Source organism: Aromatoleum tolulyticum (assembly GCF_900156155.1).
Classification (GTDB): Bacteria; Pseudomonadota; Gammaproteobacteria; order Burkholderiales; family Rhodocyclaceae; genus Aromatoleum; species Aromatoleum tolulyticum.
Genome location: NZ_FTMD01000023.1, coordinates 48,812 through 72,405, shown reverse-complemented (window position 1 = coordinate 72,405; position 23,594 = coordinate 48,812). Strand labels below are relative to the sequence as shown.

The 23,594-nt window shown below is 64.5% G+C and carries 18 protein-coding genes and 3 tRNA genes; 7 read left to right on the top strand and 14 right to left on the bottom strand.

Annotated features, from left to right (window positions below; all coding sequences use genetic code 11):
* Positions 1-374, top strand: a 374-nt coding sequence (locus BW991_RS22525; protein WP_139335984.1) for an integrase core domain-containing protein, incomplete at its 5' end; no start/stop codon positions are given.
* A gap of 69 nt (positions 375-443) precedes the next feature.
* On the opposite strand, the gene BW991_RS22520 is transcribed toward BW991_RS22525, so the two are convergent.
* Positions 444-914, bottom strand: a complete 471-nt coding sequence (locus tag BW991_RS22520; protein WP_076604353.1) for a low molecular weight protein-tyrosine-phosphatase — start codon at positions 912-914, stop codon at positions 444-446.
* Between the two features lie 11 nt (positions 915-925).
* On the bottom strand, positions 926-2,983 hold the full coding sequence (uvrB, locus tag BW991_RS22515) for an excinuclease ABC subunit UvrB (RefSeq protein ID WP_076604352.1): 2,058 nt from the start codon (positions 2,981-2,983) through the stop codon (positions 926-928).
* A 171-nt stretch (positions 2,984-3,154) separates the two neighbouring features.
* On the opposite strand from uvrB, the gene BW991_RS22510 reads away from it, so the two are divergent.
* From BW991_RS22510 to BW991_RS22500, 3 genes are all read left to right on the top strand, one after another.
* Positions 3,155-4,363 carry an amino acid aminotransferase gene (locus BW991_RS22510; protein ID WP_076604351.1) on the top strand — a complete coding sequence of 403 codons (1,209 nt, stop codon included), beginning with the start codon at positions 3,155-3,157 and terminating at the stop codon, positions 4,361-4,363.
* A 60-nt stretch (positions 4,364-4,423) separates the two neighbouring features.
* Positions 4,424-4,499: transfer RNA gene (locus tag BW991_RS22505), tRNA-Asn, on the top strand.
* A gap of 43 nt (positions 4,500-4,542) precedes the next feature.
* Positions 4,543-4,618: transfer RNA gene (locus BW991_RS22500), tRNA-Asn, on the top strand.
* Between the two features lie 118 nt (positions 4,619-4,736).
* On the opposite strand, the gene BW991_RS22495 is transcribed toward BW991_RS22500, so the two are convergent.
* Positions 4,737-7,172, bottom strand: a complete 2,436-nt coding sequence (locus BW991_RS22495; RefSeq protein ID WP_076604350.1) for a Lon protease family protein — start codon at positions 7,170-7,172, stop codon at positions 4,737-4,739.
* A 95-nt stretch (positions 7,173-7,267) separates the two neighbouring features.
* Positions 7,268-7,549: a hypothetical protein gene (locus BW991_RS22490; RefSeq protein WP_076604349.1), complete on the bottom strand. Its 282-nt coding sequence runs from the start codon at positions 7,547-7,549 to the stop codon at positions 7,268-7,270.
* A 268-nt stretch (positions 7,550-7,817) separates the two neighbouring features.
* Here BW991_RS22490 and moaA point away from each other — a divergent pair, with 268 nt between their 5' ends.
* The 3 genes from moaA to BW991_RS22475 all read left to right on the top strand — a co-directional run bounded on the left by moaA (position 7,818) and on the right by BW991_RS22475 (position 11,346).
* Complete coding sequence (gene moaA, locus BW991_RS22485; RefSeq protein ID WP_076604348.1) at positions 7,818-8,894, top strand: GTP 3',8-cyclase MoaA; 1,077 nt, start codon at positions 7,818-7,820, stop codon at positions 8,892-8,894.
* A gap of 337 nt (positions 8,895-9,231) precedes the next feature.
* The gene (locus BW991_RS22480) at positions 9,232-10,344 is read left to right on the top strand and encodes an SMP-30/gluconolactonase/LRE family protein (RefSeq protein WP_076604347.1); all 1,113 of its coding nucleotides are present in this window, start codon (positions 9,232-9,234) and stop codon (positions 10,342-10,344) included.
* A 291-nt stretch (positions 10,345-10,635) separates the two neighbouring features.
* Positions 10,636-11,346: a cytochrome c3 family protein gene (locus BW991_RS22475; protein ID WP_244551789.1), complete on the top strand. Its 711-nt coding sequence runs from the start codon at positions 10,636-10,638 to the stop codon at positions 11,344-11,346.
* A gap of 130 nt (positions 11,347-11,476) precedes the next feature.
* Here BW991_RS22475 and BW991_RS22470 read toward each other — a convergent pair whose 3' ends face one another.
* The 10 genes from BW991_RS22470 to BW991_RS22420 form a co-directional block, all read right to left on the bottom strand.
* Positions 11,477-13,972, bottom strand: coding sequence for an ABC transporter permease (locus tag BW991_RS22470; RefSeq protein WP_076604346.1), 2,496 nt, complete (start codon positions 13,970-13,972; stop codon positions 11,477-11,479).
* A 31-nt stretch (positions 13,973-14,003) separates the two neighbouring features.
* Positions 14,004-15,170, bottom strand: a complete 1,167-nt coding sequence (locus tag BW991_RS22465; RefSeq protein WP_076604345.1) for a M20 aminoacylase family protein — start codon at positions 15,168-15,170, stop codon at positions 14,004-14,006.
* Between the two features lie 181 nt (positions 15,171-15,351).
* Positions 15,352-15,427, bottom strand: a tRNA-Ala gene (locus tag BW991_RS22460).
* 54 nt (positions 15,428-15,481) lie between these two features.
* Positions 15,482-16,540, bottom strand: a complete 1,059-nt coding sequence (locus BW991_RS22455) for an L-threonylcarbamoyladenylate synthase (protein WP_076604344.1) — start codon at positions 16,538-16,540, stop codon at positions 15,482-15,484.
* The gene (locus tag BW991_RS22450; protein ID WP_076604343.1) at positions 16,527-17,678 is read right to left on the bottom strand and encodes a 5-(carboxyamino)imidazole ribonucleotide synthase; all 1,152 of its coding nucleotides are present in this window, start codon (positions 17,676-17,678) and stop codon (positions 16,527-16,529) included. The genes BW991_RS22455 and BW991_RS22450 overlap by 14 nt, the downstream gene beginning before the upstream one ends.
* A 154-nt stretch (positions 17,679-17,832) precedes the next feature.
* Complete coding sequence (gene purE / locus BW991_RS22440; RefSeq protein WP_076604341.1) at positions 17,833-18,336, bottom strand: 5-(carboxyamino)imidazole ribonucleotide mutase; 504 nt, start codon at positions 18,334-18,336, stop codon at positions 17,833-17,835.
* Between the two features lie 3 nt (positions 18,337-18,339).
* Positions 18,340-19,212 (bottom strand): bifunctional methylenetetrahydrofolate dehydrogenase/methenyltetrahydrofolate cyclohydrolase FolD, encoded by an 873-nt coding sequence (folD, locus tag BW991_RS22435; protein ID WP_076604340.1) that lies wholly within the window; start codon positions 19,210-19,212, stop codon positions 18,340-18,342.
* Between the two features lie 177 nt (positions 19,213-19,389).
* The gene (locus BW991_RS22430; RefSeq protein ID WP_076604339.1) at positions 19,390-19,998 is read right to left on the bottom strand and encodes an indolepyruvate oxidoreductase subunit beta; all 609 of its coding nucleotides are present in this window, start codon (positions 19,996-19,998) and stop codon (positions 19,390-19,392) included.
* 8 nt (positions 19,999-20,006) lie between these two features.
* Positions 20,007-21,878, bottom strand: a complete 1,872-nt coding sequence (locus tag BW991_RS22425) for a thiamine pyrophosphate-dependent enzyme (protein WP_076604338.1) — start codon at positions 21,876-21,878, stop codon at positions 20,007-20,009.
* Positions 21,879-21,987: 109 nt separating this feature from the next.
* Complete coding sequence (locus BW991_RS22420; RefSeq protein WP_244551788.1) at positions 21,988-23,592, bottom strand: methyl-accepting chemotaxis protein; 1,605 nt, start codon at positions 23,590-23,592, stop codon at positions 21,988-21,990.
* Positions 23,593-23,594: the final 2 nt, after the last annotated feature.

Here is a 23,594-nt window from a genome sequence, read left to right as displayed (position 1 = left end):
ACAGCCTGCACACGACCGAGGTCAGCCAAGCCTTGAAGATGGCGCTGAAGGGACGCCGGGGAAGTCAGCCGCGGGTCCATCATTCCGATCGCGGCGTCCAATACTGCGCCCATGAATACCAGGCCATTCACCGCAAACACGGGCTGATCTGCTCGATGACCGACGGCTACGACTGCTACCAGAACGCCTTGGCCGAACGGGTCAATGGCATTCTCAAGCAGGAATTCCTGCTCCAATTGCCCGACGATCTACACGAGGCTCGGCGCATGGTCAGTCAGTCTATCGCCATCTACAACACGGAACGGCCGCATTGCTCGCTACAATTGAAAACGCCCGATGAGGTTCATCGGGCGTCTATGCAGGCCGGCCATTAAGCCGGCTTGTCCGTCACAACAGGTGTCAACCTAATTCAGGACGGGTCAAGCCAGTCGTGCGGACATCGATCAGGGCGACGACCTCAGGGCGTCGAGCAGCCCATCGACCGCATCCTCGCAGTAATCGAGCACCAAATCGAACCCGCGTTCGCCGCCGTAATAGGGATCGGGCACTTCGTCAGCCTTGAAGCGGCGTGCGTAACTCATGAAGAGCCTGACCTTGCCGCGATGCTTGTCGGGGCAGTTACGTTCCATGATCTCGAGGTGCCTTGCGTCCATCGCGAGCAACAGGTCGTAGGTCTCGAAGTCCGCCGCTTCGAGCTTGCGCGCCCGCAACATCGAAAGATCGTAGCCGCGCTTCTCGGCCGCCTTGCGCGTACGTGGATCCGGCGCCTCGCCAACGTGATAGCCGTGCGTCCCGGCCGATTCGACCTCGATCACCCCGTCGAGCCCGGCCGCGCGGATGGCATGCCGGGCCACGCCTTCGGCAGTTGGCGATCTGCAGATGTTGCCGGTACAAACGAACAGGATCCTGGTCAAGACATCCCCTCTCATGCTGCACCATGCTGATCCGCACCGAAGGCGCGCTGACGCAGTTTGAACAGTTCGTCCCGGGCTGCCGCAGCCTTCTCGAATTCGAGGTTACGGGCATGCTCCTGCATTTCCTTCTCGAGTTTGCGGATCGCCTTCGCCACAGTCTTCTCGTCCATCGCGAAATATTCGGCACGCGCCTCCTGCGCTACAGTCGCATTGCGCTCGTCGCTGCTCGAATAGACGCCATCGATGATGTCCTTGATGCGCTTGCTCACCGTCTTCGGGACGATACCGTGTTCGGCGTTGAACGCGAGCTGCTTCACGCGACGTCGTTCCGTCTCGTCCATTGCGGCACGCATCGAGCGCGTAAGCACGTCCGCGTAAAGGATTGCGCAACCGTGAATATGCCGGGCAGCCCGCCCGATCGTCTGGATCAGCGAGCGCTCGGACCGCAGGAAACCTTCCTTGTCCGCATCCAGAATCGCTACGAGAGACACTTCGGGAATATCCAGGCCTTCGCGCAACAGGTTGATCCCCACCAGCACGTCGAACTCCCCGAGACGCAGATCGCGGATGATCTCGACACGCTCGACCGTGTCGATGTCGGAATGCAGGTAGCGCACGCGGATGCCGTTTTCGGCAAGATAATCGGTGAGGTCCTCCGCCATCCGCTTCGTCAGCGTCGTTACCAGCACGCGCTCGCCCACGGCGATACGGCGCTTGGCCTCGGACAGCAGGTCGTCGACCTGAGTGCTTGCGGGCCTGACCTCCACCGCGGGGTCGATCAGCCCCGTGGGGCGGACAACCTGCTCGACAACCTGCGCCTGATGCGTCGCCTCGTAATTCGCAGGCGTCGCGGACACGAAGATCGTCTGCGGCATCAGGCGCTCGAATTCGTCGAACTTCAGCGGCCGGTTGTCGAGTGCCGACGGCAGCCGGAAGCCGTATTCGACAAGGTTCTCCTTGCGCGAACGGTCGCCCTTGTACATGCCGCCCACCTGCGGAATCGCCACGTGCGACTCATCGACGAACAGCAGCGCGTCCGCCGGCAGATAGTCGATCAGCGTCGGCGGCGGCTCGCCCGGGCCGCGTCCCGACAAATGACGCGAGTAGTTCTCGATGCCCTTGCAGAACCCCATCTCGTTGAGCATTTCCAGATCGAAGCGCGTGCGCTGTTCGATGCGCTGCGCCTCCACCAGCTTGGCTGAGCGCTGAAAATAGCCGACCCGATCGCGCAGTTCTTCCTTGATCGCCTCGATCGCCTGCAGCACCGTCGCACGCGGAGTGACGTAGTGGCTGGACGGGTAAACGGTAAAGCGGACGAGTTTCTGCTTCAGGTGCCCGGTAAGCGGATCGAACAGCGTCAGATGCTCGATCTCGTCGTCGAACATCTCGATCCGCACCGCATACTCGGCATTCTCCGCCGGAAATACGTCGATCACGTCGCCGCGCACACGGAAGGTCCCGCGCCGGAAGTCGATGTCGGAACGCGTGTACTGCATCGCCACGAGTCGCTGCACAAGGTCGCGATGCGCGATGCGCTCACCCTCACGCAGATGCAGGATCATCGCGTGGTAATCGACCGGGTCGCCGATGCCGTAGATGCACGACACCGTCGCGACGATCACGACGTCGCGCCGCTCCATCAGGCTCTTCGTTGCCGACAGGCGCATCTGCTCGATGTGCTCGTTGATGCTCGAATCCTTCTCGATGAAGAGATCACGCGACGGAACATACGCTTCCGGCTGGTAGTAGTCGTAGTACGAGACGAAATACTCGACCGCGTTCTCCGGGAAGAACTCCCGGAATTCGGCGTACAGCTGTGCGGCGAGCGTCTTGTTCGGCGCCAGCACCAAGGCCGGCCTGCCGCAGCGTGCGATGACGTTCGCCATCGTGTAGGTCTTGCCCGAGCCGGTCACGCCGAGCAAGGTCTGGAACATCAGGCCGTCGGACACCCCCTCCGTCAGCAAGTCGATCGCGACCGGCTGGTCGCCCGCGGGAGCAAAGGGCTGATGGAGCCTGAACGGACTCCCTTCGAAAGTCACCACCGGAACACTGTCCATTGAACTCGTCATGCTAGAATTTCCGGCTGTTTCAAGCGCTTGCCCGTTTGTTGCGACAGACGGAACAGAATCGGGCAAACACGCATTATTTCGCAAAATGCGGCTCAAGGCACGGCAGGATGGACCGGCACCAACGCGACAGGTTCAGTCCCCGACGCCCCCCGCCCAACCTGGAGTTGTTTTATGCCCGCTTCGATCTTCGCCGCCGTCGAGATGGCGCCCCGTGACCCGATCCTCGGACTGAACGAGGCCTTCAACGCCGATGGGCGCACTGAGAAGGTGAACCTCGGCGTCGGCGTCTACTATGACGACAACGGCAAGATTCCGCTGCTCGCAGCTGTGAAGACGGCCGAGAAGGCGCGTCTCGAAGCGATGCCGCCGCGCGGCTACCAGCCGATCGAAGGCCCCGCGGCATACAACACCGCCGTACAGAACCTGCTCTTCGGCAAGGATTCGGCCCTCATCGCCAACGGCCAGGTCGTCACCGTCCAGGCACTGGGCGGCACGGGCGCACTGAAGGTCGGCGCCGACTACCTCAAGCGCCTGGTCCCCGGCGCAACCGTCTACATCTCGGATCCCAGCTGGGAAAACCACCGCGCGCTGTTCGAGTCCGCCGGCTTCCCGGTCGAGAACTATCCGTATTACGAGCCGAGCACCCGCGGCGTTAACTTCGCCAGCATGAAGGCCAAGCTCGAGCAACTCGCTCCGGGTTCCGTCGTCGTGCTGCATGCCTGCTGCCACAACCCGACGGGGGCCGATCTGTCCGAAGCGCAGTGGGGCGAGGTCGTCGGTGCGTGCCGCGAACGCGGTCTCGTACCCTTCCTCGACATGGCCTACCAGGGGTTCGCCGACGGCATCGAGCCGGACGCGGTCGCCGTGCGCCTGTTCTCGGCCAGCGGTCTGCAGTTCTTCGTTTCGAGCTCATTCTCGAAGTCGTTCTCGCTCTACGGCGAACGCGTGGGCGCCCTGTCGATCGTCACCGCGAGCAAGGACGAATCGGCTCGTGTGCTTTCGCAGGTCAAGCGCGTGATTCGCACCAACTACTCCAACCCGCCGATCCACGGCGGCGCCGTCGTCGCAGCAGTGCTGAACTCGGCCGAACTGCGCCAGATGTGGGAAGACGAACTGGCCGGCATGCGCGACCGCATCCGCGCAATGCGGACCGGGCTGGTCGAGAACCTGAAGGCAGCTGGCGTCGCGCAGGACTTCTCGTTCGTGATCCAGCAGCGCGGCATGTTCTCCTACACCGGCCTGTCGGTCGCACAGGTCGACCAACTCAGGAACGACTTCGGCATCTACGCCGTATCGACCGGCCGCATCTGCCTTGCCGCCCTCAACTCGCGCAACATCGGCTATGTCGCGAAGGCGATCGCCGCAGTCGTGAAGGCCTAAGAAATCCGCGTTAGCAATATTGACGCTTAGTCGCGCGCTACCTATAATGCGCGGCTCAATTCCCCGATAGCTCAGTCGGTAGAGCAACGGACTGTTAATCCGTGTGTCCCTGGTTCGAGCCCAGGTCGGGGAGCCAAAATTTGGCTCCTGCAGCATTCTGCATGAGCAGACGATACCGATCCCCGATAGCTCAGTCGGTAGAGCAACGGACTGTTAATCCGTGTGTCCCTGGTTCGAGCCCAGGTCGGGGAGCCAGTAAAGCCAAGTAGATGGGCCGCCTTTCGGGGTGGCCCATTTGCTTTGCGAACTTGCGGCACGCCCCATCGCGACCGCCCACACCGTCACACGCGATCAGGCCAACTGCACCGGAATCTCATTCCTGACTGCCTTCGTGCCGCCGCCGCTGGCGAACGTGACGACCGTCGCCCCCGTGATCGAACGCATGTTTCGCCGCAATCATGGCGCTCAGCGCCGCAGCGACCCTGTGATTCACCGTCTCCCGCGGCATTACACCCTTGGCGTCCGCAACGCCAGCCGGCAACCCGGTCAGGATCTCCATCGCCTCATCCACGGTGGCGACGGCATGGACGTGGAACCGGCCCTCGTGCGCTGCCGCCACAACGTCATCGCGCAACATGAGATGCCGTACGCTCGCCTGCGGAATGACGACTCCCTGCTCGCCAGTCAATCCGCGCGCGACGCAGAGATCGAAGAATCCCTCGATCTTCTCATTCACACCCCCGATCGCCTGGACCTCGCCGAACTGGTTAACCGATCCGGTCACCGCGAAGGACTGACGAATCGGAACCTGCGCCAGCGCGGACAGCAATGCGCAGAGTTCGCCCAGGGACGCCGAATCCCCTTCCACCGGCGAATACGACTGCTCGAACACGAGACTGGCTGACAGGGAGAGCGGCTGATGACGCGCATAGCGGGCGCCAAGAAACGCTGAGAGGATCAGAACCCCCTTGGAATGGATCGCCCCTCCGAGCTCGGTTTCACGCTCGATGTCGACGACATCACCCTCCCCGAGTCGCACCGTCGCCGTAATGCGCATCGGATGACCGAACTGCTCGCCGGCGAGTTCGACCACAACCAGGGCATTGATCTGGCCACAGCGCGCGCCGTTGGTGGAAATGAGCGTCGTGCCGTCGATCATCGACTCGATCACCCGCTCGGCGTAGCGTCCGAATCGCCGCGAGCGGGATGCGATCGCCGCATCCACCTGCGCACAACCGACGGCGGGCAGCTGCGAGGCCCGCGCATGGAAATCCGCCTCACGCATCACATCCGCCAGCAAGCGCGTCTGCAGGCTGAGGCGCCCGGCATCCTCAGCCAGACGCGCGCCGTGCTCTACAAGACGCGCAATGCCTGTCCGATCGAACGGCAACAGCTCCGACGCCCGCCCTAGCATCGCGAGCAACGCCGCATAACGAACGACATTGGCGCCGCTGCGCGGCATATCCTCGTCGAAGTCGGCGGCCACCTTGAACAACTCGGGAAAGTCCGGGTCGTTTTCAGTGAGCAGGTAGAACAGCTCACGGTCACCGATCAGAATCACCTTGACGTCGCACGGAATGGATTCCGGCTCCAGGGTGAGCATGTTGCTCCAGCCCTGAGCTTCCGCCGGCGGCTCGATGCGGATCTCGCGGGCGCGAAGCGCACGCTTCAATCCCTCCCACGCGAATGGCTGCGTCAGGATGCGCTCGACATCGACCACCAGATAGCCGCCACACGCCCGGTGCAGGGCCCCGGCGCGGATCAGGCTGAAATTGGTCACAAGCGTGCCCATTTGGGAAATATGCTCGATACGCCCGATCAGGTTGCCGAAGGTCGGATTGTCCTCACAGACGACCGGCGCACCGCGCGTCGCGGAGTGATCCACCATCAGCTTGACCTGATAACGGTGGAATTTCGTGCGCGCTTCGTCCTCCGCCCCTTCGTCCTCTTCCCCTTCCTGAGCGGCCCAGTCGCTTCCGCTCGCGAGGATCTCCTGCCTGATCGCATCAAAAAAGGCCAGCACCGCAGGAAGGTCGGCATAGCGCTCGCGCAGCTCGCGCATCAAATGCGAAACTGCCGGCGTCAGCGCATCGCACGCCGCGCGCTTCATCGCCTCGTGAAGCTCTTTCCGCCACCCCGGAAACTGCTCGAGCAGATCGGCCAGTCGATCGCTCCAGGCACCCACCTTCTTCTCCACCGCGGCCCGTATTTCAGGTGCCAGGGCTTCGAAATCCTCGGGAGACATGGTCGCCCCGTCCTTCGTGGGCGCGAACACGAAGCCGTCCGGCGTTTGCAGCAACGACACCCCATCGGCCGCACATGCCTCGCCCAATTCATGCAGTGCGCCGTCTTCCCGCGTCTTGTGGGCATCCTGCAGCGATTCGATGCGGCTGCTGTAGGTCTCGCTGGCGAGAGCCGCCTCGATTGCCGGACCGAGATCGGCGATGAACGCCTGCATGTCGACCCGCAATTCAGCCCCACGGCCCGCCGTCAGAGTGAGGAGACGCGGGCGCTGCGGATCATCGAAATTGTGCAGATAGCACAGGTCGGGCGGGACCCCGCCGCAGCCGGAGACTTCACGCAGCAGGCGAAACACCGTCGCATGCCGCCCCGTTCCGGGCTCGCCGAGGACGAACACGTGGTAGCCGGGCTGGCGCATCGCCAGACCGAAACGCAGCGCTTCCTCTGCTCTTCCCTGACCAATTCCGCCCGGCAGATCAGGAAGGCTTGAACTATCCGCAAATTCAAACGTCTCGGGTGCGCAACGGTTACGGAGACGGTCCGCTGCGAGTGGGCGCAGGTCGGCCATGTTGTTGTTCTCCCGATACCGCAATGAAAACTGGGCGCCCGGATGCCCGACCACCCCATCATGATTCCCTTGCCCTCCCTTGCAGGCAAGCGCGGTCAGCGAATCCCCCGACGGGAGAGGTCGCCCCAGCGGGTGTCGTGGTGCCCCACATCATTCTCGAACTGCGGAAAGCGCCGATCATGCTCCATCAACAGTGACATGATGGTTCCCGCATGCTCAGGCGGGAAACCCTGGCGCGCCCCGCCACGGGTGTCGGTCATCAGCAGAAAGATGAACTTGCGGCACTCCGCCGTCCCCCACATCCCGTCGATCTTGCGAAGATGCGGAAAACGCTCGTAGAGCTTTTCGGTCGAAGTTTCTGTAACTCGTGTCGTCATCGCAAATCCCTCGAAAGGGCTACGTGCACTCGCCGGAAGATTAATACTTTTGGCTCATATCAACGAACCCACTTCCACGCTACTGTGCCAACTGCGGAGGCCGCCGGCAAGAAGGACGGACACCGACACCCCGCGGAAGGCCGTTTCGGGTATTGCCTTCAGCCGAAACCGCCTGTTAACTATCCTATAAATAGACATCAGCGCTCAGCCACAGTTTTCCCGGCACCTACAGCATGCAGCATTCGAGGCCACTTCAGCCACTCATCCGATGAAATCGATCCCGATCTACCCCACCAGCGGGAAGCTGCCGCTCACCACCGACGAGCCCCCACCTGCCGGCGCGCCTCTTCTGGACAAACGCGGCCGCACCGTCCACGACCTGCGCATCTCGATTACCGACCGCTGCAACTTCCGCTGTATCTACTGCATGCCGCGCGAGGTCTTCGGCGCCGACCATGCCTTCCTCGCGCGCAAGGAGTTGCTGTCGTTCGAGGAGATTACGCGCGTGGCCCGGCTCTTCGCAGCCCGCGGCGTGCGCAAGATACGCATCACCGGCGGCGAACCACTGCTGCGCAAGCATGTCGAGAATCTCATCGCCCAGCTCGCCGAAATTCCCGATGTCGAACTCACCCTGACCACAAACGGAGTACTGCTGCCCAAGTTGGCCGGCGTATTGCGCGCCGCCGGCCTGCACCGCGTCACCGTGAGCCTGGACGCGATCGACGACGCCACATTCCGGATGATGAACGACGCCGACTACCCCGTGGCGGCCGTCCTCAAGGGTATCGCCGCAGCGGAAGAAGCCGGATTCGGTCCGATCAAGGTCAACATGGTCGTCAAGCGCGGCGTCAACGACCACTGCGTAACCGACATGGCGCGCCATTTCCGCGGCACCGGTCATATCCTGCGTTTCATCGAGTTCATGGACGTCGGTTGCTCGAACGGCTGGGAAATGAGTGCGGTGGTCCCGTCACGCGAAATCATCGAGCGGATTCACCGCGTGTTTCCCGTCGAACAGATCGAGCCGAACTACACCGGCGAGGTCGCCGAGCGCTGGCGCTACTCCGATGGCGGCGGCGAGATCGGCGTCATCTCGTCGGTGACACAGGCCTTCTGCTCGACCTGCACCCGCATCCGCCTGTCGACCGAGGGCAAGCTCTACACCTGCCTCTTCGCACAGAGCGGCCATGACCTCCGTACCCTGTTGCGCGCAGGGGCAAGCGATTCCGAACTCGATCGAGCCATCGCTACCGTCTGGCAGCACCGCGAGGACCGCTATTCGGAAATCCGCACGGCCAACACCAAGGGCCTGCAAAAGATCGAAATGTCCTACATCGGCGGATAGCGGGGTTCTGCACGGCGTTGCAGGGCATCGATCTTGCTTCGGGCAGCAAGACCCAGAGATCCAAGCTCCCGAGACGCACCGCCGATTTTGCGCAGACCGCTCACACCCCCTTATACCAAGCGGACGAAATCGACCGCCCGGGCTCGTGACGAGCATCGCAACGTACGCTTTCGCTGCATCGCACATCTGACCGGAGGATGTGCGCAGCGGGTACTCGCCCAAGTTGGATGTCATTTGAGCATCCGCTATCATCCTGCATCAACCCTGCATGACCGCAGGCTCCCGAGCCTCCGGCAGCCATGACTCACCGCTCCCGACCGCTGCGAACCCAAGCATCATGCAAGCACTCTTCCGCCCCCGAACCGATTTCCGCAACTCACGGACCGGCCGCCTGATCCTTGCCGGCGCCGCTTCACTGATCCTGTCCCTGACACTCGGGGGCTGCACCACGGACAAGACAGCATCCACGACGGAGGACGAGCCCGAGATCCAGTTGCAATGGCCAGCCCCCCCTGACAACGCCCGCTTCACATACGAAGCGCGACTCGTCTCGGAAGCCAGCATCCGGAAGGAAACTGATGAGGAACGCCTGAAAAGAACGCTTACCGGGCGACCCGCACCCACCGAAGAACCGGTGTACCGCAAGCCGGCCGCTCTGGCTGCCAGAAATGGCCGAATCTACGTTGCCGATCCTGCGACCAACGCAATCGTCGTGTTCGACGTTCCGCGTGCCCGTGCATACAAGATCGGCGTTCGCGAACCGAACCAGATCCTGCGCCCGATATCCATGGCCATGGACAGCCAGAACAACCTGTTTGTCCTTGATGCGACCCTCGGCAAGGTCATGGTCTATGATGCAATCGGACTCTTCAAGTATTCCGTTGGCAACGGCAAGGACTGGACACGCGCAGCGGGGGTGGCCGTCAGCAAGGATGGAAAGAAGATCTTCGTCGTCGACCGCGGCAGCGTGGAGGGAGACGACCACAAGATCGTTGCATACGCCCCCGACGGCTCTGAGCTCTTCAGAATCGGACCACGAGGACGAGCCCCCGGTAAACTGAATATCCCGCTTGCCGCAACCGTTACCGATGACGGTACCCTGCTCGTTCTCGATTCCGGGAACTTCCGCATCCAGGCATTCGACCTCGACGGGAATTACAAACTGCACTTCGGCAGCGTCGGGAACGGTCTGGGGCAGTTTTCAAGGCCACGCAGCATCGCGACGGACCGCGAAGGGCGGGTGTATGTCTCCGACGCATCCTTCAACAACGTCCAGCTGTTCAGCCCCACCGGCGAGTTGCTGATGTGGATCGGTTCAGCCGGTCTGCGGGATCTGCCGGGTCAGTTCGGCCTCATCGCGGGGATCGCGGTGGACGAAACGGGCCGCCTCTATATCTCCGATCATTACCACCGCAAGATCGAGGTCTATCGCCCGACGCCCACGAAATAGGCAAGCCCCCGACGACGAATAGATTGGCCTGAGTTTTGCTTTATTAATTCCTAAAGCATTAGCCCAAGCGGGCACCAAACAACGACCAGTCGTTCAAACAAGGGGATGCACCACACCATGCATTTAACAATACGTGCAGTTTCCGTCCTTCTGGGCGGCATCCTGTTCGTTGGCGGCGCACAGGCCGACGGCGACGTCGGGACCAAGTTCTCGGGTCAAGGAACCATCGGCAACACACGCCACAACATGACGCAACGATCAACGTCCGGCAGCAGTCCGGCCGGTGAACTGATGGACTTCGTACGAAACGATTACAACGAGATCTGCGTCTACTGCCACACGCCGCACGCGGCGAACGCAACGATCAACGCGCCGCTGTGGAACCGCACCATCCGCGCCACGACCTACACGCTGTACAACCAGCAGACGCTCAGTGGCGAAGTTTCCCAGCCCGGTCCGAACTCGCTGACCTGCCTGTCCTGTCATGACGGTCAAACTGCGATCGACTCGATCGTCAACATGCCTGGAAGCGGCCGTTACTGGAGCAATATGGCGGCGAGCCCGGACAAGGCATTCCTCGACAGCTGGCCGAAGTCCGCGCGGGCAATCGCCGACGCATCGTCTCATAACGCCTTGAGCAAGACGGGCTGTCTGTCGTGTCACAGCCCCGGCCTCGAGAACGGCGCACCGGACTTCACTGCAGCGGCGATCGGCACCGACCTCTCCAACGATCACCCCGTGGGCGTGCTGCTGCCGAGCGGCAGTGACTGGAACGCCCCGGGCGGCATCCGTGGGACCATGAAGTACTTCGACAAGGACGGCAACAACAGGCCGACCAAGGACGAAATCCGCTTCTTCGACTCCGGGCAGGGCTACGAAGTCGAATGCGCGTCCTGTCACGACCCGCACGGCGTACCGGGAACCGGCGGCGCGTTCATTCCGACCTTCCTGCGCGTAACGGCAGACAGCAGCCAGATCTGTCTCACCTGTCACGTCAAGTAGGCGAATCGGGTCATCGAACGGAAAGGCGCCCGTCATCGAGGGGCGCCTTTCTCGTTTTCAGAAATCGAGATCAGGACAATGTCTTTGTTTCGAGAAATTCTTTTGGACACATTTATCCAATTTACGTCAGTCACGCAAGCCGGCGCAGGCTTGCCATCGGCGGGCGTTTGAGCAGCGTTCGGGTTCCGAACCACCCTGCGGCCAGCACCGCAGCGCCCCCAAAAAACGTCGCCAGGGCGATCTGCCATACATCCGGAAGGTAAGGCATCTTGAACGCGTAGCGTGCAATGCCCCATCCGCCAGCCCCCGCTCCAATCGCCGCAAGCCCGCACGCCACAACCGAAAGCACGGCGAACTCGGCAAGCAAGGCCTGACGCACCTGCCGATTACTCGCCCCCAGAGTGCGCAACATGGCAAGCTCGTAATCGCGCTCATCGTGCGTTGCCTGCAGCGCAGCAAACAGCACGAGAAATCCCGCTACCAACGCGAAGACGAACACGAATTCCACGATGAGGACGAGCTTGTCGGTCATCGAGCGCACCTGGGCGATCACGGCGTCGATATCGATCACCGACAGATTCGGAAGAAGTCTCACCAATTCCGCGGTGAATCGCTGGTCCCCCGGCGGAGCGCGAAAGCTGGTGATAAGGCTCGCCGGATCGCCCTCGAGCATGCCTGGCGAAGCGATGAAGAAGAAGTTCACACGCATCGAGTCCCACTCGAGTTCGCGGATACTCGTGATCGGCGCTTCAACGCTGCGCCCGGCAACATTGAAGCGCACGCGATCGCCGAGTTTCAATGCGAACGTCTCGGCCAGGCCCTGCTCGACGGAAAACTGCGGGTCGGTTTCGGCGCCGTGCCAGCGCCCCGACACGACGACATTACCCTCCGGCACGCGGCTACCGTAACTCAGATTGAATTCGCGCTCGGCAAGGCGCCTCTTGCGCGCGTTTTCGTAGTCTTCGGGCCTTACATCACTTCCGTTGATCGCTTCGAGCCGCCCACGAATCATCGGTCGGATATCGGGTTCACCGAGCCCCTGCTGCCCGAAATACGCAGACAGAGCCTCCCTCTGATCCGGCTGAATGTTGATGATGAAGCGGTTGGGCGCATCTGGCGGGGTCATTGCCCGCCAATCGTCGAGCAAATCGCCGCGTACGATCGTCAGCAGCAACAGGGCGGTCATCCCCACAGCGAGTGCAACGATCTGCACGACACTCGCGCCAGCGCGGCGCACCAGGGAGGCAATGCCGTAGCGCCAGCCGCTGCCTCCGAGCATGGCCCCGCCACGCGCGCGATTGAGGAGACGCAGGACACTCCACGCTGCAACGGCAAACAAGATCAAAGCGCAAGCGAAGCCGGCGGAAACCTGGAGCCCGAGGCGCAGCTCGCCGGATATCCAGAAGACGAGCGCAAGCAGTGCGGCGGCCCCGGCAAGCCAGGCTAAAGCACTGCGCCTTTCGACCAGCACGATCTCACGCCGCAAGACCCTGAGTGTTGAAACGCGTCCGAGGCGCAGAAGCTGCGGCATCACGAACCCGATCAGCAGCACGACGCCGACCGCAATTCCATGCATGAACGGGGCCGGCGAGGGAGACGGCAGTACCGTCTCCATCAGGCCTGCCAGGATCAGGGCCAACCCCTGCTGCACCCCCCAACCGAGGATCGACCCGAGCGAGGCGGCGACCAGCCCGAACAGCATGAACTCACCAATGACCAGCCCCAGCAGTTGCGCCTGACGAGCCCCCAGGCAACGCATCACCGCACAGGCGTCAAGGTGACGCCGCATGTAACGTCGCGCCGACATGCCGATCGCGACGGCAGCAAGGATCACAGTGAGCAACGCAGCGAGACTCAGGAAACGCTGCGCCTGGTCCAGTGCATTGCGTACTTCCGGTCGCGCATCTTCGATGCTCTCGAGCGTTTCGCCGCGCGCCAGACGGTTTTTCGCCCAGCGCTCGAATGCCGCGACCGCATCCGGCTCACCGGCAAGATGCAGCCGCCAGGCGGCCCGGCTGCCCTGGATCAGCAGACCGGACCCGGCAAGGTCTTCGGCATTGAAGATCGCGCGGGGAAGAAGGCTGAAGAAGTTGGCGCCGCGGTCCGACTCGAAAGTCAGCATCCCACCCACCTTGAACTCGAGACGCCCCAGACCGACGCGATCGCCGACGGCGACGCCGAGCGCCGCCAGCAACCGCTCGTCGAGCCAGACTTCACCGCGCCCGGGGATGCGATTGGCGATCACATCAGCCTGATTGGCGCCCGCCGCAATACGAATGTGCCCGCGCAGCGGGTATCCCGCGCCGACGACTTTCACTCCGGCAAGCTGCGCGGCGCTTTCGGTGCTCACCATGCTGGTGAACAGGACCGTGCCGGTTTGCTGCAGCCCCAGCCTCTCTGCCTCGCGGAGATAGCTCTCGTCCCACGGATGATCGGCACGCAACAGCAGATCCCCGCCCATCAACTGGTTTGCTTCGCGATCAAGTCCGCGGGCGACGCGGTCGGCGAGGAAGCCCACGCTGGTCAGGCAGGCCACCGCAACCATGATGGCGAGACCCAGCAGATGGAGCTCCCCCGCCCGCAGATCGCGCATCATCATGCGCAGGGCGAGGTGCAGTGTATTCATGCGCTGGTGGACGGCGCATGCCAACAAAGGTTCAGGCTTTCGGCAGCAGGCGCCGCACGAGTTCGACCCAGTAGGCGACGCCGAACGGAATGATGGCGTCGTTGAAGTCGTAGTGCGGATTGTGAAGGGTGCAGCCGCCTTCGCCGGGGCCATTGCCTATCCACACGTAGCAGCCCGGCTTGTGGCGCAGGTAGAAGGCGAAATCCTCGGCCCCCATGCTCGGGGGCAGGTCTGTCAGCACACGGGCGCCGGGCAGGCTGCCGGCCACCGCGGCGCAGAGCGCGGCTTCATCGGCGGTGTTGATCGTCGGCGGGTAGCCGCGGCGGTAATCGACCTCGACGCTGACCCCGTGGCTCGCAGCGACGCCTTCGCCGATACGGGAAATGGTCGCCTCGATACGGTCCTGCACCGCTGCGCTGAACGCACGCACGGTGCCACAAAGCTTCGCGCGATCCGGAATGACGTTGTAGGCTTCGCCGGCATGAAACTGCGTCACGGACACGACCGCGGAGTCCAGCGGGTCGAGGGTGCGGCTGACGACGGTCTGAAGCGTCTGCACCAAGGCAGCCCCCGCGATGATCGAGTCGGTACCGAGGTGCGGCATCGCGCCGTGTGCGCCCTGACCCCGGATCTCGATGTCGAAGCGATCGGCACTCGCCATCACGGGCCCGTCATGCACGGCGAATTGTCCCGCCGGCAGGCCCGGCCAGTTGTGCATGCCGAAGATGGAGGCCATGGGAAAGCGGTCGAAAAGTCCGTCATCGACCATCGCATCGGCACCGCCCTCACCTTCTTCGGCCGGCTGGAAGATGAAATACGCGGTGCCGTCGAAGTCGGGGTGAACAGAGAGCACCTCGGCGGCGCCGAGCAGCATCGTCGTGTGGCCGTCGTGGCCGCAGGCATGCATGCAGCCGGCGTGCTGCGAGACATGCGCGAAGTCGTTGCGCTCCTGGATGGGCAAAGCGTCCATGTCGGCACGCAGGCCGATGGCGCGCAGGCTGCGTCCGGCCTTGAGCACACCGACGACGCCGGTGCCGCCAAGGCCGCGATGCACCTCGACGCCCAGGGCCTCGAGGCGGCGTGCGACGAGCTCCGCGGTGCGATGCTCCTCGAATGCGAGTTCGGGATGGGCGTGAATGTCGCGCCGCAGCGCGGTCAGCGCGGGGTGGCACTGCCTGATCTTTTCGGTGACGCTCATGTCTTCACCTGTCGTTGCAGGTTTGCGATGCAATTGTCGGTCACAAACCTCCAATAACAATACCGCCACATACCCCGGGATTTCAACAGATCATCCCGGAACACGACGGACGAAAAAAAGCCGGGAAGCCTTTTGTTTATTGGCGTTCCCGGCTTTTTCCGGAAGGATCCGGACTTGTTCGTGGTGGACCGAAAGGGGATCGAACCCTCGACCTCTGCATTGCGAACGCAGCGCTCTCCCAGCTGAGCTATCGGCCCAAGAGCCGCGAATTATAGCGATGCTTTTTCCGATTTGGAAGGGCGAATTTTCCGTCAGGTTTCGTCGTGCTCGTCGGCCACCGCTTCACCGTCGCCGGAGCCTACGGCGGCACGGCCGAGGCGGTCGGCGAGGGCTTGCCAGTCGGGGGTTTCCGGCAGCGCTTCGACGACGATGAAATCCGCGCCGCAGGCGTCCAGCTCACGCAGGCTGGCGTAGAGGTCGTGTGCGAAGCCGGCGGGATCTGCCGGGGCGTTGCGCCAGATCAGGCGGGCGTCCCTGGGGTCCGGGCAGGTTCGCGCGAGCACGGCAACGCGGCTGCCTTCGCCGGCGAGCGTGGCGGCTTCCTCGACCAGACGGGCGGCGGGAATGAGTTGCAGCGGGGTGCGCGGCGCATAGTGTGCGGCGAGAGAACCCGAGACGCGCGGCTGGTCGGATTCGGCCGCCGGAACGCCCTCCTCCGCGTGCGCGGTGCGCGTTGCCGGCCGGCGGCCGATGACGCGGGCGATGTCGTCGGCGGAAATCGCGCCGGGGCGCAAGATCACGGGCGCGTCACGCGAGAGGTCGAGGATGGTCGATTCGATGCCGACCTGGCAGGGGCCGCCGTCGAGCACCAGCGCGACCTTGTCGCCCAGCTCCTCTCGGACGTGGGCGGCGGTGGTGGGGCTGATGCGGCCGAAGCGGTTGGCGGAGGGCGCGGCGATACCGGAGTCGAATGCACGCAGCAGGGCGAGCGCGACGGGGTGGTCGGGCACGCGCAGGCCGACCGTGTCCTGCCCGCCGGTGACCGCGTCGGGCACGCCCTCCTCGCGCTTGAGGATCAGCGTCATCGGGCCGGGCCAGAAGGCGTTCGCAAGGGCGATCGCTTCCTTCGGGATGGCACGTGCCCAGCGCGTGAGGTGCGCGGCATCGGGTAGATGGACGATCAGCGGGTGATCGGCCGGCCGACCCTTGGCACTGAAGATCTTGCCGACGGCGTCGACGTTCAGTGCGTCGGCCGCAAGGCCGTACACCGTCTCGGTCGGCATACCGACGAGTTCGCCGGCGCGCAGCAGGTCAGCGGCGCGCCGGATGTCGTCCGCGTCCGGCTGCAGCGCGGGATCAGTGCCCTTCATCACGGATGCCGATCGCCTCGCGAGCCTGCATCGCGGCGGCGAGAACCTGCTCCGCGTCCATGCCGATCACGGTGAAGTGGCCCATCTTGCGGCCGGGCCGGGCGTGGTGCTTGGCATACAGATGAACGCGCAGGTTGGGTACCGCCTGCAGCACCGACCAATCCGGTTCGCGGTATTCGCCGGCCTCGTCGTACCACAGTTCGCCGAGCAGGTTCACCATCACCGCGGCGCTGTGGGCGCGCGGCTCGCCGAGCGGCAGGCCGCACAGCGCCTTGACCTGCTGCTCGTACTGGCTGGTGACGCAGGCGTCGATGGTATGGTGGCCGCTGTTGTGCGGACGCGGGGCCATCTCGTTGACGAAGAGCTGCCCGCCGCAGACGAAGAATTCGACGCCCAGCGTGCCGACGTAGTCGAGATGCTCGGCGATGGCCTGCGCCACTTCGCGTGCGCGCTCGGCCAGCACCGGTTCGATGCGCGCCGGCATGATGGTGACGTCGAGGATGCCGTGGCGGTGGCTGTTTTCGCCGGCCGGGAAACAGCGCACCGCGCCGTCCTCGTCGCGCGCGAGCACGACCGACATTTCGCTGTCGAGCTTGAGCATCTTCTCGAGCACGCAGGATTCGCCGCCGAATTGGTGGAAGGCGTGCAGTGCCTCGTCGCGGTTGGCGACGCGCGCCTGTCCCTTGCCGTCGTAGCCGAAGCGGGCGACCTTGAGCACCGCCGGGAAGAGCGCCTCGTCCGCGCTGCGCAGGTTCTCCTCGCAGCGGATCACCGCGAAGGGGCCGTGCGGCAGGCCGTTGTCGGCGAGGAAGGTCTTTTCGGCGACGCGGTTCTGGCACACGGCGACGGCGCTCGCCGACGGATGCACGGGAATGAACTTGGCGAGGTAGTCGAGCGTCGTCGCCGGAACGTTCTCGAACTCGGTCGTGACGGCCGCACAGCCGTTCGCCAGTTCGTCGAGCGCGGTGTAGTCGTCGTAGGCGGCGACGATATGGCGGTCGGCGATCAGCCCGGCCGGGCTGTTCGCATCGGGGTCGAGCACCCAGACCTTGTAGCCCATTTCATGGGCGGCAGAAACGAAGAAGCGGCCGAGTTGGCCGCCACCGAGCATTCCCAGGGTTGCGGGAGGCAGGATCATTGCGTCCTCCGCCGGGCCGCCCCAAGGAGGACGTTCGCCCCCTTGGGGGGGTGAAGCGGGGATTTCGCGGAGCACTGCTCCGCGCCCGCGAAACGGGTCGCCTGTGCAAAGGCGACACTCCGAGCGAATACGACAGTCGCGAACGTGGGGGTCGTCATTGTTCGTCCAATGTCATGTCGAGCACCGTTTGAGTCTGGCGGGTGCGGAATTCCTCGAGCTTCTTGGCCAGCGCGGCGTCCTCGTTGGCGAGCAGCGCGACGGCGAAGAGGCCCGCGTTCGCCGCGCCGGCCTCGCCGATCGCGAAGGTCGCCACCGGGATGCCCTTGGGCATCTGCACGATGGACAGCAGCGAATCCTGACCGGACAGCGCCTTGGACTGCACCGGCACGCCCAGCACCGGCAAGGTGGTCTTCGCGGCGACCATGCCCGGCAGGTGGGCGGCACCGCCGGCGCCGGCGATGATGGCCTTCAGCCCGCGGCTGCGGGCGGTGTCCGCATAGGCGAACATCAGGTCCGGCGTGCGGTGGGCCGAGACGACGCGCGCCTCGTAGGGGACGCCGAATTCCTTGAGGATCTTCGCCGCGGCCTGCATGGTGGGCCAGTCGGAGTTCGATCCCATGATGATCCCGACCAGGGGTTTATCGTTTGCTGGGCTCATGGATCAAGCTTTCCTGCGCAGCGCGCGTTCGGCCGACTCTACGGTGTTCGCGAGCAGCATGGTGATGGTCATCGGCCCGACGCCGCCGGGCACCGGCGTGATCGCCGACGCGACGTCCTTCGCGGATGCGAAATCGACGTCGCCGCACAGCTTGCCGGCATCCGGCCCTTCGGTCAGGCGGTTGATGCCGACGTCGATGACGACCGCGCCGGGTTTGATCATGGCGCCGGTGACGAAGCGCGGCTTGCCGATCGCGGCGACGAGGATGTCGGCGCGACGGGAGTGGAAGGCGAGGTCGCGCGTCTTCGAGTGCGTGACGGTAACGGTCGCGCCGGCATTGGTCAGCAGCATCGCCATCGGCTTGCCGACGATATTCGAGCGCCCGATGATGACGGCCTCGGCGCCCTGCACCGGCACGTTCTCGGCCTCGAGCATCTTCATGACGCCATGCGGCGTGCACGGCAGGAAGGCTTCCTGGCCTTGCGACAGGCGACCGACGTTCTCGGCGTGGAAGCCGTCGACGTCCTTGTCGACGCTGATCGCCTCGAGCACTTCCGCCTCGTTGAACTGCTTGGGCAGCGGCAGTTGCACGAGGATGCCGTGCACGGCAGGGTCGGCGTTGAGCGCGGAGATCTTCGCCATGACTTCGGCGGCATCGACATCGGCCGGGAAATCGTAACGCAGCGACCGGATGCCGGCCTTTTCGCAGCCGGACACCTTGTTGCGGACATAAACGGCGGAAGCCGGATTGTCGCCGACCAGGATCACGGCGAGGCAGGGTTGCACCCCCTGCGCACTGAGCGTTGCCGCGCGGTCGGCGATTTCGCCGCGCACGCGCGCCGAGAGGGCGTTGCCGTCGATGATGCGAGCAGTCATGGAAGATGCCCTGATGGAAAAACCCGCGATTTTATCGCAGGATCAGGGGTTTGTGCGAACGGCGCGAGGCGTGCGCGTAGGGCGGGAGGAGCCGAAGGCGTATCCCGCCATGCGATCGTTGGGCGAGCTTCGGCTCCTGGATTGGCGGGATGCGCTGCGCTCCTCCCGCCCTGCGTCCTATGCCGCCAGCGCCTCGCCACCGACCGCCCTGCGTCCCGCCTCGAAGGCCCCGCGGTTCGCCTCCACGAGCTGCGGCTTGCGCGTGCCGAAACGGGCCAGCACGGCGTCGCGCAGGACTTCTGCCGGGAAGGGCAGCCTGTCGGCGCAGGCGCCTAGCATCACGGTGTTGCCGAGGCGGATGTTGCCCAGCTGGATCGCGAGCGAGCTGGCGTCGAACGCATGCACCGTCAGCCCCAGCGCGCGCATCTGTGCGACCGGATCTTCGGGATAGTCGAACAGCCCGAGATTGACGACCGGCGGCACGATGCGGCCGGAGTTCACCAGCGCGACGCCGTCCGGGCGCAGCATATGGCTCCAGCGCAGCGCTTCGGCCGATTCGAAGCCGATCAGCAGATCGGCCTCACCCGGCGCGATCTGCGGCGACAGGACCGCGTCGCCGAAACGCAGGTGCGAGGTCACGACCCCGCCGCGCTGGCTCATGCCGGCGACTTCGGTCTTCTTTACATCGAAGCCGAGCGAGATGGCCGCTTCGGCGAGGATTTCGGTCGCCGTCATGACGCCCTGGCCGCCGACGCCGCACACGAGGATGTTGGTGATCTTGGACATGGCGGCGCTCATTTCCTGACGAACTGGACGGACTGGACGTTTTGCACGGGATCGGCGTGCACGATGGCCGCGGGTGCGCAGGGCTGCACGCACAGGCCGCAGCCGGTGCAGGCGGAGGTTTCGATGCGCACGAAGGAGAGGTCGACTTCCTTGCCCGAAGCCTTGATCACCTTGTCGCGCCGCGTGACGTGGATCGCCGGGCAGCCGACTTCGACGCAGTTGCCGCAACCGGTGCAGCGGTCCTCCTCGACCGTGTAGGACTTGGCCGGCTGGTAGTGGTCGATCAGCACGCACGGGCGATTGGTGATGATGACCGAGGGCTCCTCGATCTTCGTTTCCTCGCGCAGCGCCTTGAACAGCACCGGCAGTTCGTAGGGATCGAGGACGTGGATGCGCTCCTTCTTCACGCCCAGCGCCTCGCACAGCTTGGCGAAATCGACGCGCGTGGTTTCCGCGCCGTGGATGTCGCGCCCGGTGCCGGGGTTGTCCTGGCCGCCGGTCATGCCGACGGCGCGGTTGTCGAGCAGCAGCACGGTGACGTTGCCGCGGTTCCAGGTGATGTCGAGCAGGCCCTGCATGCCCATGTGCATGAAAGTCGAGTCGCCGATCACCGCGACGACCTTCTTGTTCTCGTCCACCTTGCCGCGCCCCTTGTCCATGCCCAGCGCGGTGCCCATCGACGCCCCCATGGAGATGCAGGTGTCGAGCGCGTTCCACGGATGGCCGGCGCCCAGCGTGTAGCAGCCGATGTCGCCGGAGATGATGACGTTGCGCATCTGCGACAGGGTGTAATACACGCCCAGGTGCGGGCAGGCGACGCACATCGTCGGCGGGCGCGGGAAAACCTGCTGCGCCGGAACATGCTCCGGCTCGGGCACGACCTCGCCGCGCAGGCGCCGGACCGCGGGTTCCAGCACGTCGGGCGCGAGTTCGCCGATGCGCGGCAGCACGTCCTTGCCGTGGCAGGCGATGCCGGCGGCCTTCATCTCGGTTTCGAGCAGGGGCTCGGTTTCCTCGACGACCAGAACAGTGTCGACCGTGGCGGCAAAGCGCCGCAGGCTTTCGAGCGGCGGCGGACAGGAGAGGCCCAGCTTGAACACCGGTGCGTCGGGGAAAGCCTCGCGCACGTGCATGAAGGTGGGGCCGGAGGTGACGAAACCGATGCGGCGGTCGCTTCTCTCGACCTGGAAGTTGAGCGGGGTGACTTCCGCCTCGGCACGCGCCGCGGCCTCGCGTTCGAACATCGAGGGCAGGCGCGGCTTGGCGTTGCCCGGCACCATGACCCAGTGGCGCGGGTCCTTGACGAAGCCCTTGGGCTCGATCTCGATGCGCTCGCCGGTGTGCACCACGCCCTTCACATGGCAGATGCGCGTCGTCAGGCGCAGGATCACGGGGCTCTTGAGGCGCTCGGACAGCTCGAAGGCGGCGAGCGTCATCGCGTAGGCTTCCTGCGAGTCGGCGGGCTCGAGCACCGGGACGTGCGCGAAGCGCCCCCAGTAGCGCGAATCCTGCTCGTTCTGCGACGAGGACATGCCGACGTCGTCCGCGACGGCAATCACGAGGCCGCCTTCGGTGCCGGTGACGGTCATCGTCATCAGCGCGTCGGAGGCCACGTTGAGGCCCACGTGCTTCATCGCGCAGAACGCGCGCGCGCCGACCATCGAGGCACCAAGGGCCACTTCCATCGAGACCTTCTCGTTCACCGACCATTCGGTGTGCAGGCCGGAATGGCGCGACAGGATTTCGAGGATCTCGGTCGACGGGGTGCCCGGATAGGCGGCGGCGACACGGGTGCCCGCTTCCCAGACGGCACGCGCGACCGCGTCGTTGCCGGACAGGAACATGCGGGCGGCCGCGGGAACGGTCTGCGTGACAGGCATGGGATGACCCTGGATGAGGTGAATCGGAGAGAGCAAAGTTTACCGATCGGTCAACTTTGCTCTCTTGACCAGGATCAAACGGGGCAAAATGCCCCGTGTTGAAAGGGCTTCAGTCGACGCGGAAGCCAGCGGTGAGGGCTTCGAGCGCTTCGGCGCTGTGCCTGAGCTTCTCGGTCGATTCGGTGCTGCTGCGGATTTCGCTGCTGCTGCGCTCAGCCATCTGCGCCACTTCCTGCATGTTGGTGGCGACGCTGTTGCTGGCGGCGGTCAGTTCCTTCATCGACGAGACGACGTCTTCGAGGCGCCCGAGCGTGTCGCGCGCGCCCTCGCGGATTTCGCGCAGCGCATCGGCCGCCTGCTGGGAGCGGCGTGCGCCGGAATCGACCTTGGGCACGATCTGCTCGATGCTCGCCACCGCGCTTTCGGTCTCGGCCTTCACGGCCTGGATCACCTGCGAGATCTGCGCCGTGGCCGCGCCGGTGCGCTCGGCGAGCTTGCGCACTTCGTCGGCGACGACGGCGAAGCCGCGGCCCTGCTCGCCCGCACGGGCGGCCTCGATCGCGGCGTTGAGCGCGAGCAGGTTGGTCTGGTCGGAAATTTCGCGGATCACGTCGGCGATCTCGCCGATCTCGCCGGAGCGGTCGCGCAGCACCTGGATCTGCTTCGCCGCACCGGCGACCGTCTCCGAAATCTGGGCAATACCCTCCGAGGCGTCGCGGGCGAGGTCTTCGCCGCGTTGCGCGACCTCCGCGGTGCGCTGCGAATTGCCGCGCGCCTCGTCGGTGTTCTCGGACACATGGGCGATGCTCACGGCCATCTGCTCGATGGCGGCGGCGGTACTGCCGGCGACTTCGGTCTGGTGCAGCGCAGAGTCGTGGATCGCCTGTCCGGCATCGGCCGCCTGGCGCACGGCGTCGGTGACGTCGTGAGCATTGTCGCGCACGCGCCGGATGACTTCGGCCAGCCGCGACTGCATCTGGTCCATCGCGTAGGTGATGCTGCGCGAATCGCCCTCCTTCACCTTGACGTGTGAAGTCAGGTCGCGCTCTGCGATCCGCGCGGCGATGCGCTGCAGGTCCGACGGCTCGCCACCGAGCTGGCGCAGGATGCCGCGACCGATGCGCCACGACACCAGGACCAGCAACAGCACCGCAATGCCGGCAAAGACCAGAGTCTGCATCGTCTGACGCCAGAAGACCCGATCCATGTCGTTCACATAGACGCCGGTCCCGAGGATCCAGCCCCAGGGGGCGAAAGTCTTGACGTAGGAAATCTTCGGCTGCGGCTCGCTCTCGCCCGGCTTGGGCCAGAGATAGTCGACAAAGCCGGCGCCGTCCTTGCGCACGACCTCGACGAACTCGACGAACAGGCGCTTGCCCTTGGGGTCGGCGACATTGGTCATGTCCCGCCCGTCGAGCTCCGGCTTGATCGGATGCATCAGGGTGTGCGGGTGCATGTCGGTGATGAAGAAGTATTCACCCTCGCCGTGGCGCAGTCCCTTGATCGCGGCTTTCGCAGCGGCCTGCGCGTCCTCGCGGCTCATCTCGCCCGACGTTTCGCGCTTGTGGAAGTACTCGAGCGTCCCATGCACGGACTCGACCGCATGCTGGACGCTTCCCTTGCGCTCGCCCTCCATCGCCCCGCGGAAAGAGACCACAGCCTGGGCCATCACCGCGGCGAACAGAACGAACGCCACGATCACGATGAGGCGCAAGC

Excerpts from the sequence above, each read along its gene's own strand:
- BW991_RS22475 (WP_244551789.1), top strand. The coding sequence starts at position 10,636 with ATGGACTTCGTACGAAACGATTACAACGAGATCTGCGTCTACTGCCAC.
- BW991_RS22490 (WP_076604349.1), bottom strand. The coding sequence starts at position 7,549 with ATGACGACACGAGTTACAGAAACTTCGACCGAAAAGCTCTACGAGCGT.
- moaA (WP_076604348.1), top strand. The coding sequence starts at position 7,818 with ATGAAATCGATCCCGATCTACCCCACCAGCGGGAAGCTGCCGCTCACC.
- purE (WP_076604341.1), bottom strand. The coding sequence starts at position 18,336 with ATGAGCCCAGCAAACGATAAACCCCTGGTCGGGATCATCATGGGATCG.
- BW991_RS22495 (WP_076604350.1), bottom strand. The coding sequence starts at position 7,172 with ATGGCCGACCTGCGCCCACTCGCAGCGGACCGTCTCCGTAACCGTTGC.
- BW991_RS22465 (WP_076604345.1), bottom strand. The coding sequence starts at position 15,170 with ATGAGCGTCACCGAAAAGATCAGGCAGTGCCACCCCGCGCTGACCGCG.
- BW991_RS22425 (WP_076604338.1), bottom strand. The coding sequence starts at position 21,878 with ATGCCTGTCACGCAGACCGTTCCCGCGGCCGCCCGCATGTTCCTGTCC.
- BW991_RS22430 (WP_076604339.1), bottom strand. The coding sequence starts at position 19,998 with ATGTCCAAGATCACCAACATCCTCGTGTGCGGCGTCGGCGGCCAGGGC.
- BW991_RS22470 (WP_076604346.1), bottom strand. The coding sequence starts at position 13,972 with ATGAATACACTGCACCTCGCCCTGCGCATGATGATGCGCGATCTGCGG.
- folD (WP_076604340.1), bottom strand. The coding sequence starts at position 19,212 with ATGACTGCTCGCATCATCGACGGCAACGCCCTCTCGGCGCGCGTGCGC.
- uvrB (WP_076604352.1), bottom strand. The coding sequence starts at position 2,983 with ATGACGAGTTCAATGGACAGTGTTCCGGTGGTGACTTTCGAAGGGAGT.
- BW991_RS22510 (WP_076604351.1), top strand. The coding sequence starts at position 3,155 with ATGCCCGCTTCGATCTTCGCCGCCGTCGAGATGGCGCCCCGTGACCCG.
- BW991_RS22480 (WP_076604347.1), top strand. The coding sequence starts at position 9,232 with ATGCAAGCACTCTTCCGCCCCCGAACCGATTTCCGCAACTCACGGACC.
- BW991_RS22450 (WP_076604343.1), bottom strand. The coding sequence starts at position 17,678 with ATGATCCTGCCTCCCGCAACCCTGGGAATGCTCGGTGGCGGCCAACTC.
- BW991_RS22455 (WP_076604344.1), bottom strand. The coding sequence starts at position 16,540 with ATGAAGGGCACTGATCCCGCGCTGCAGCCGGACGCGGACGACATCCGG.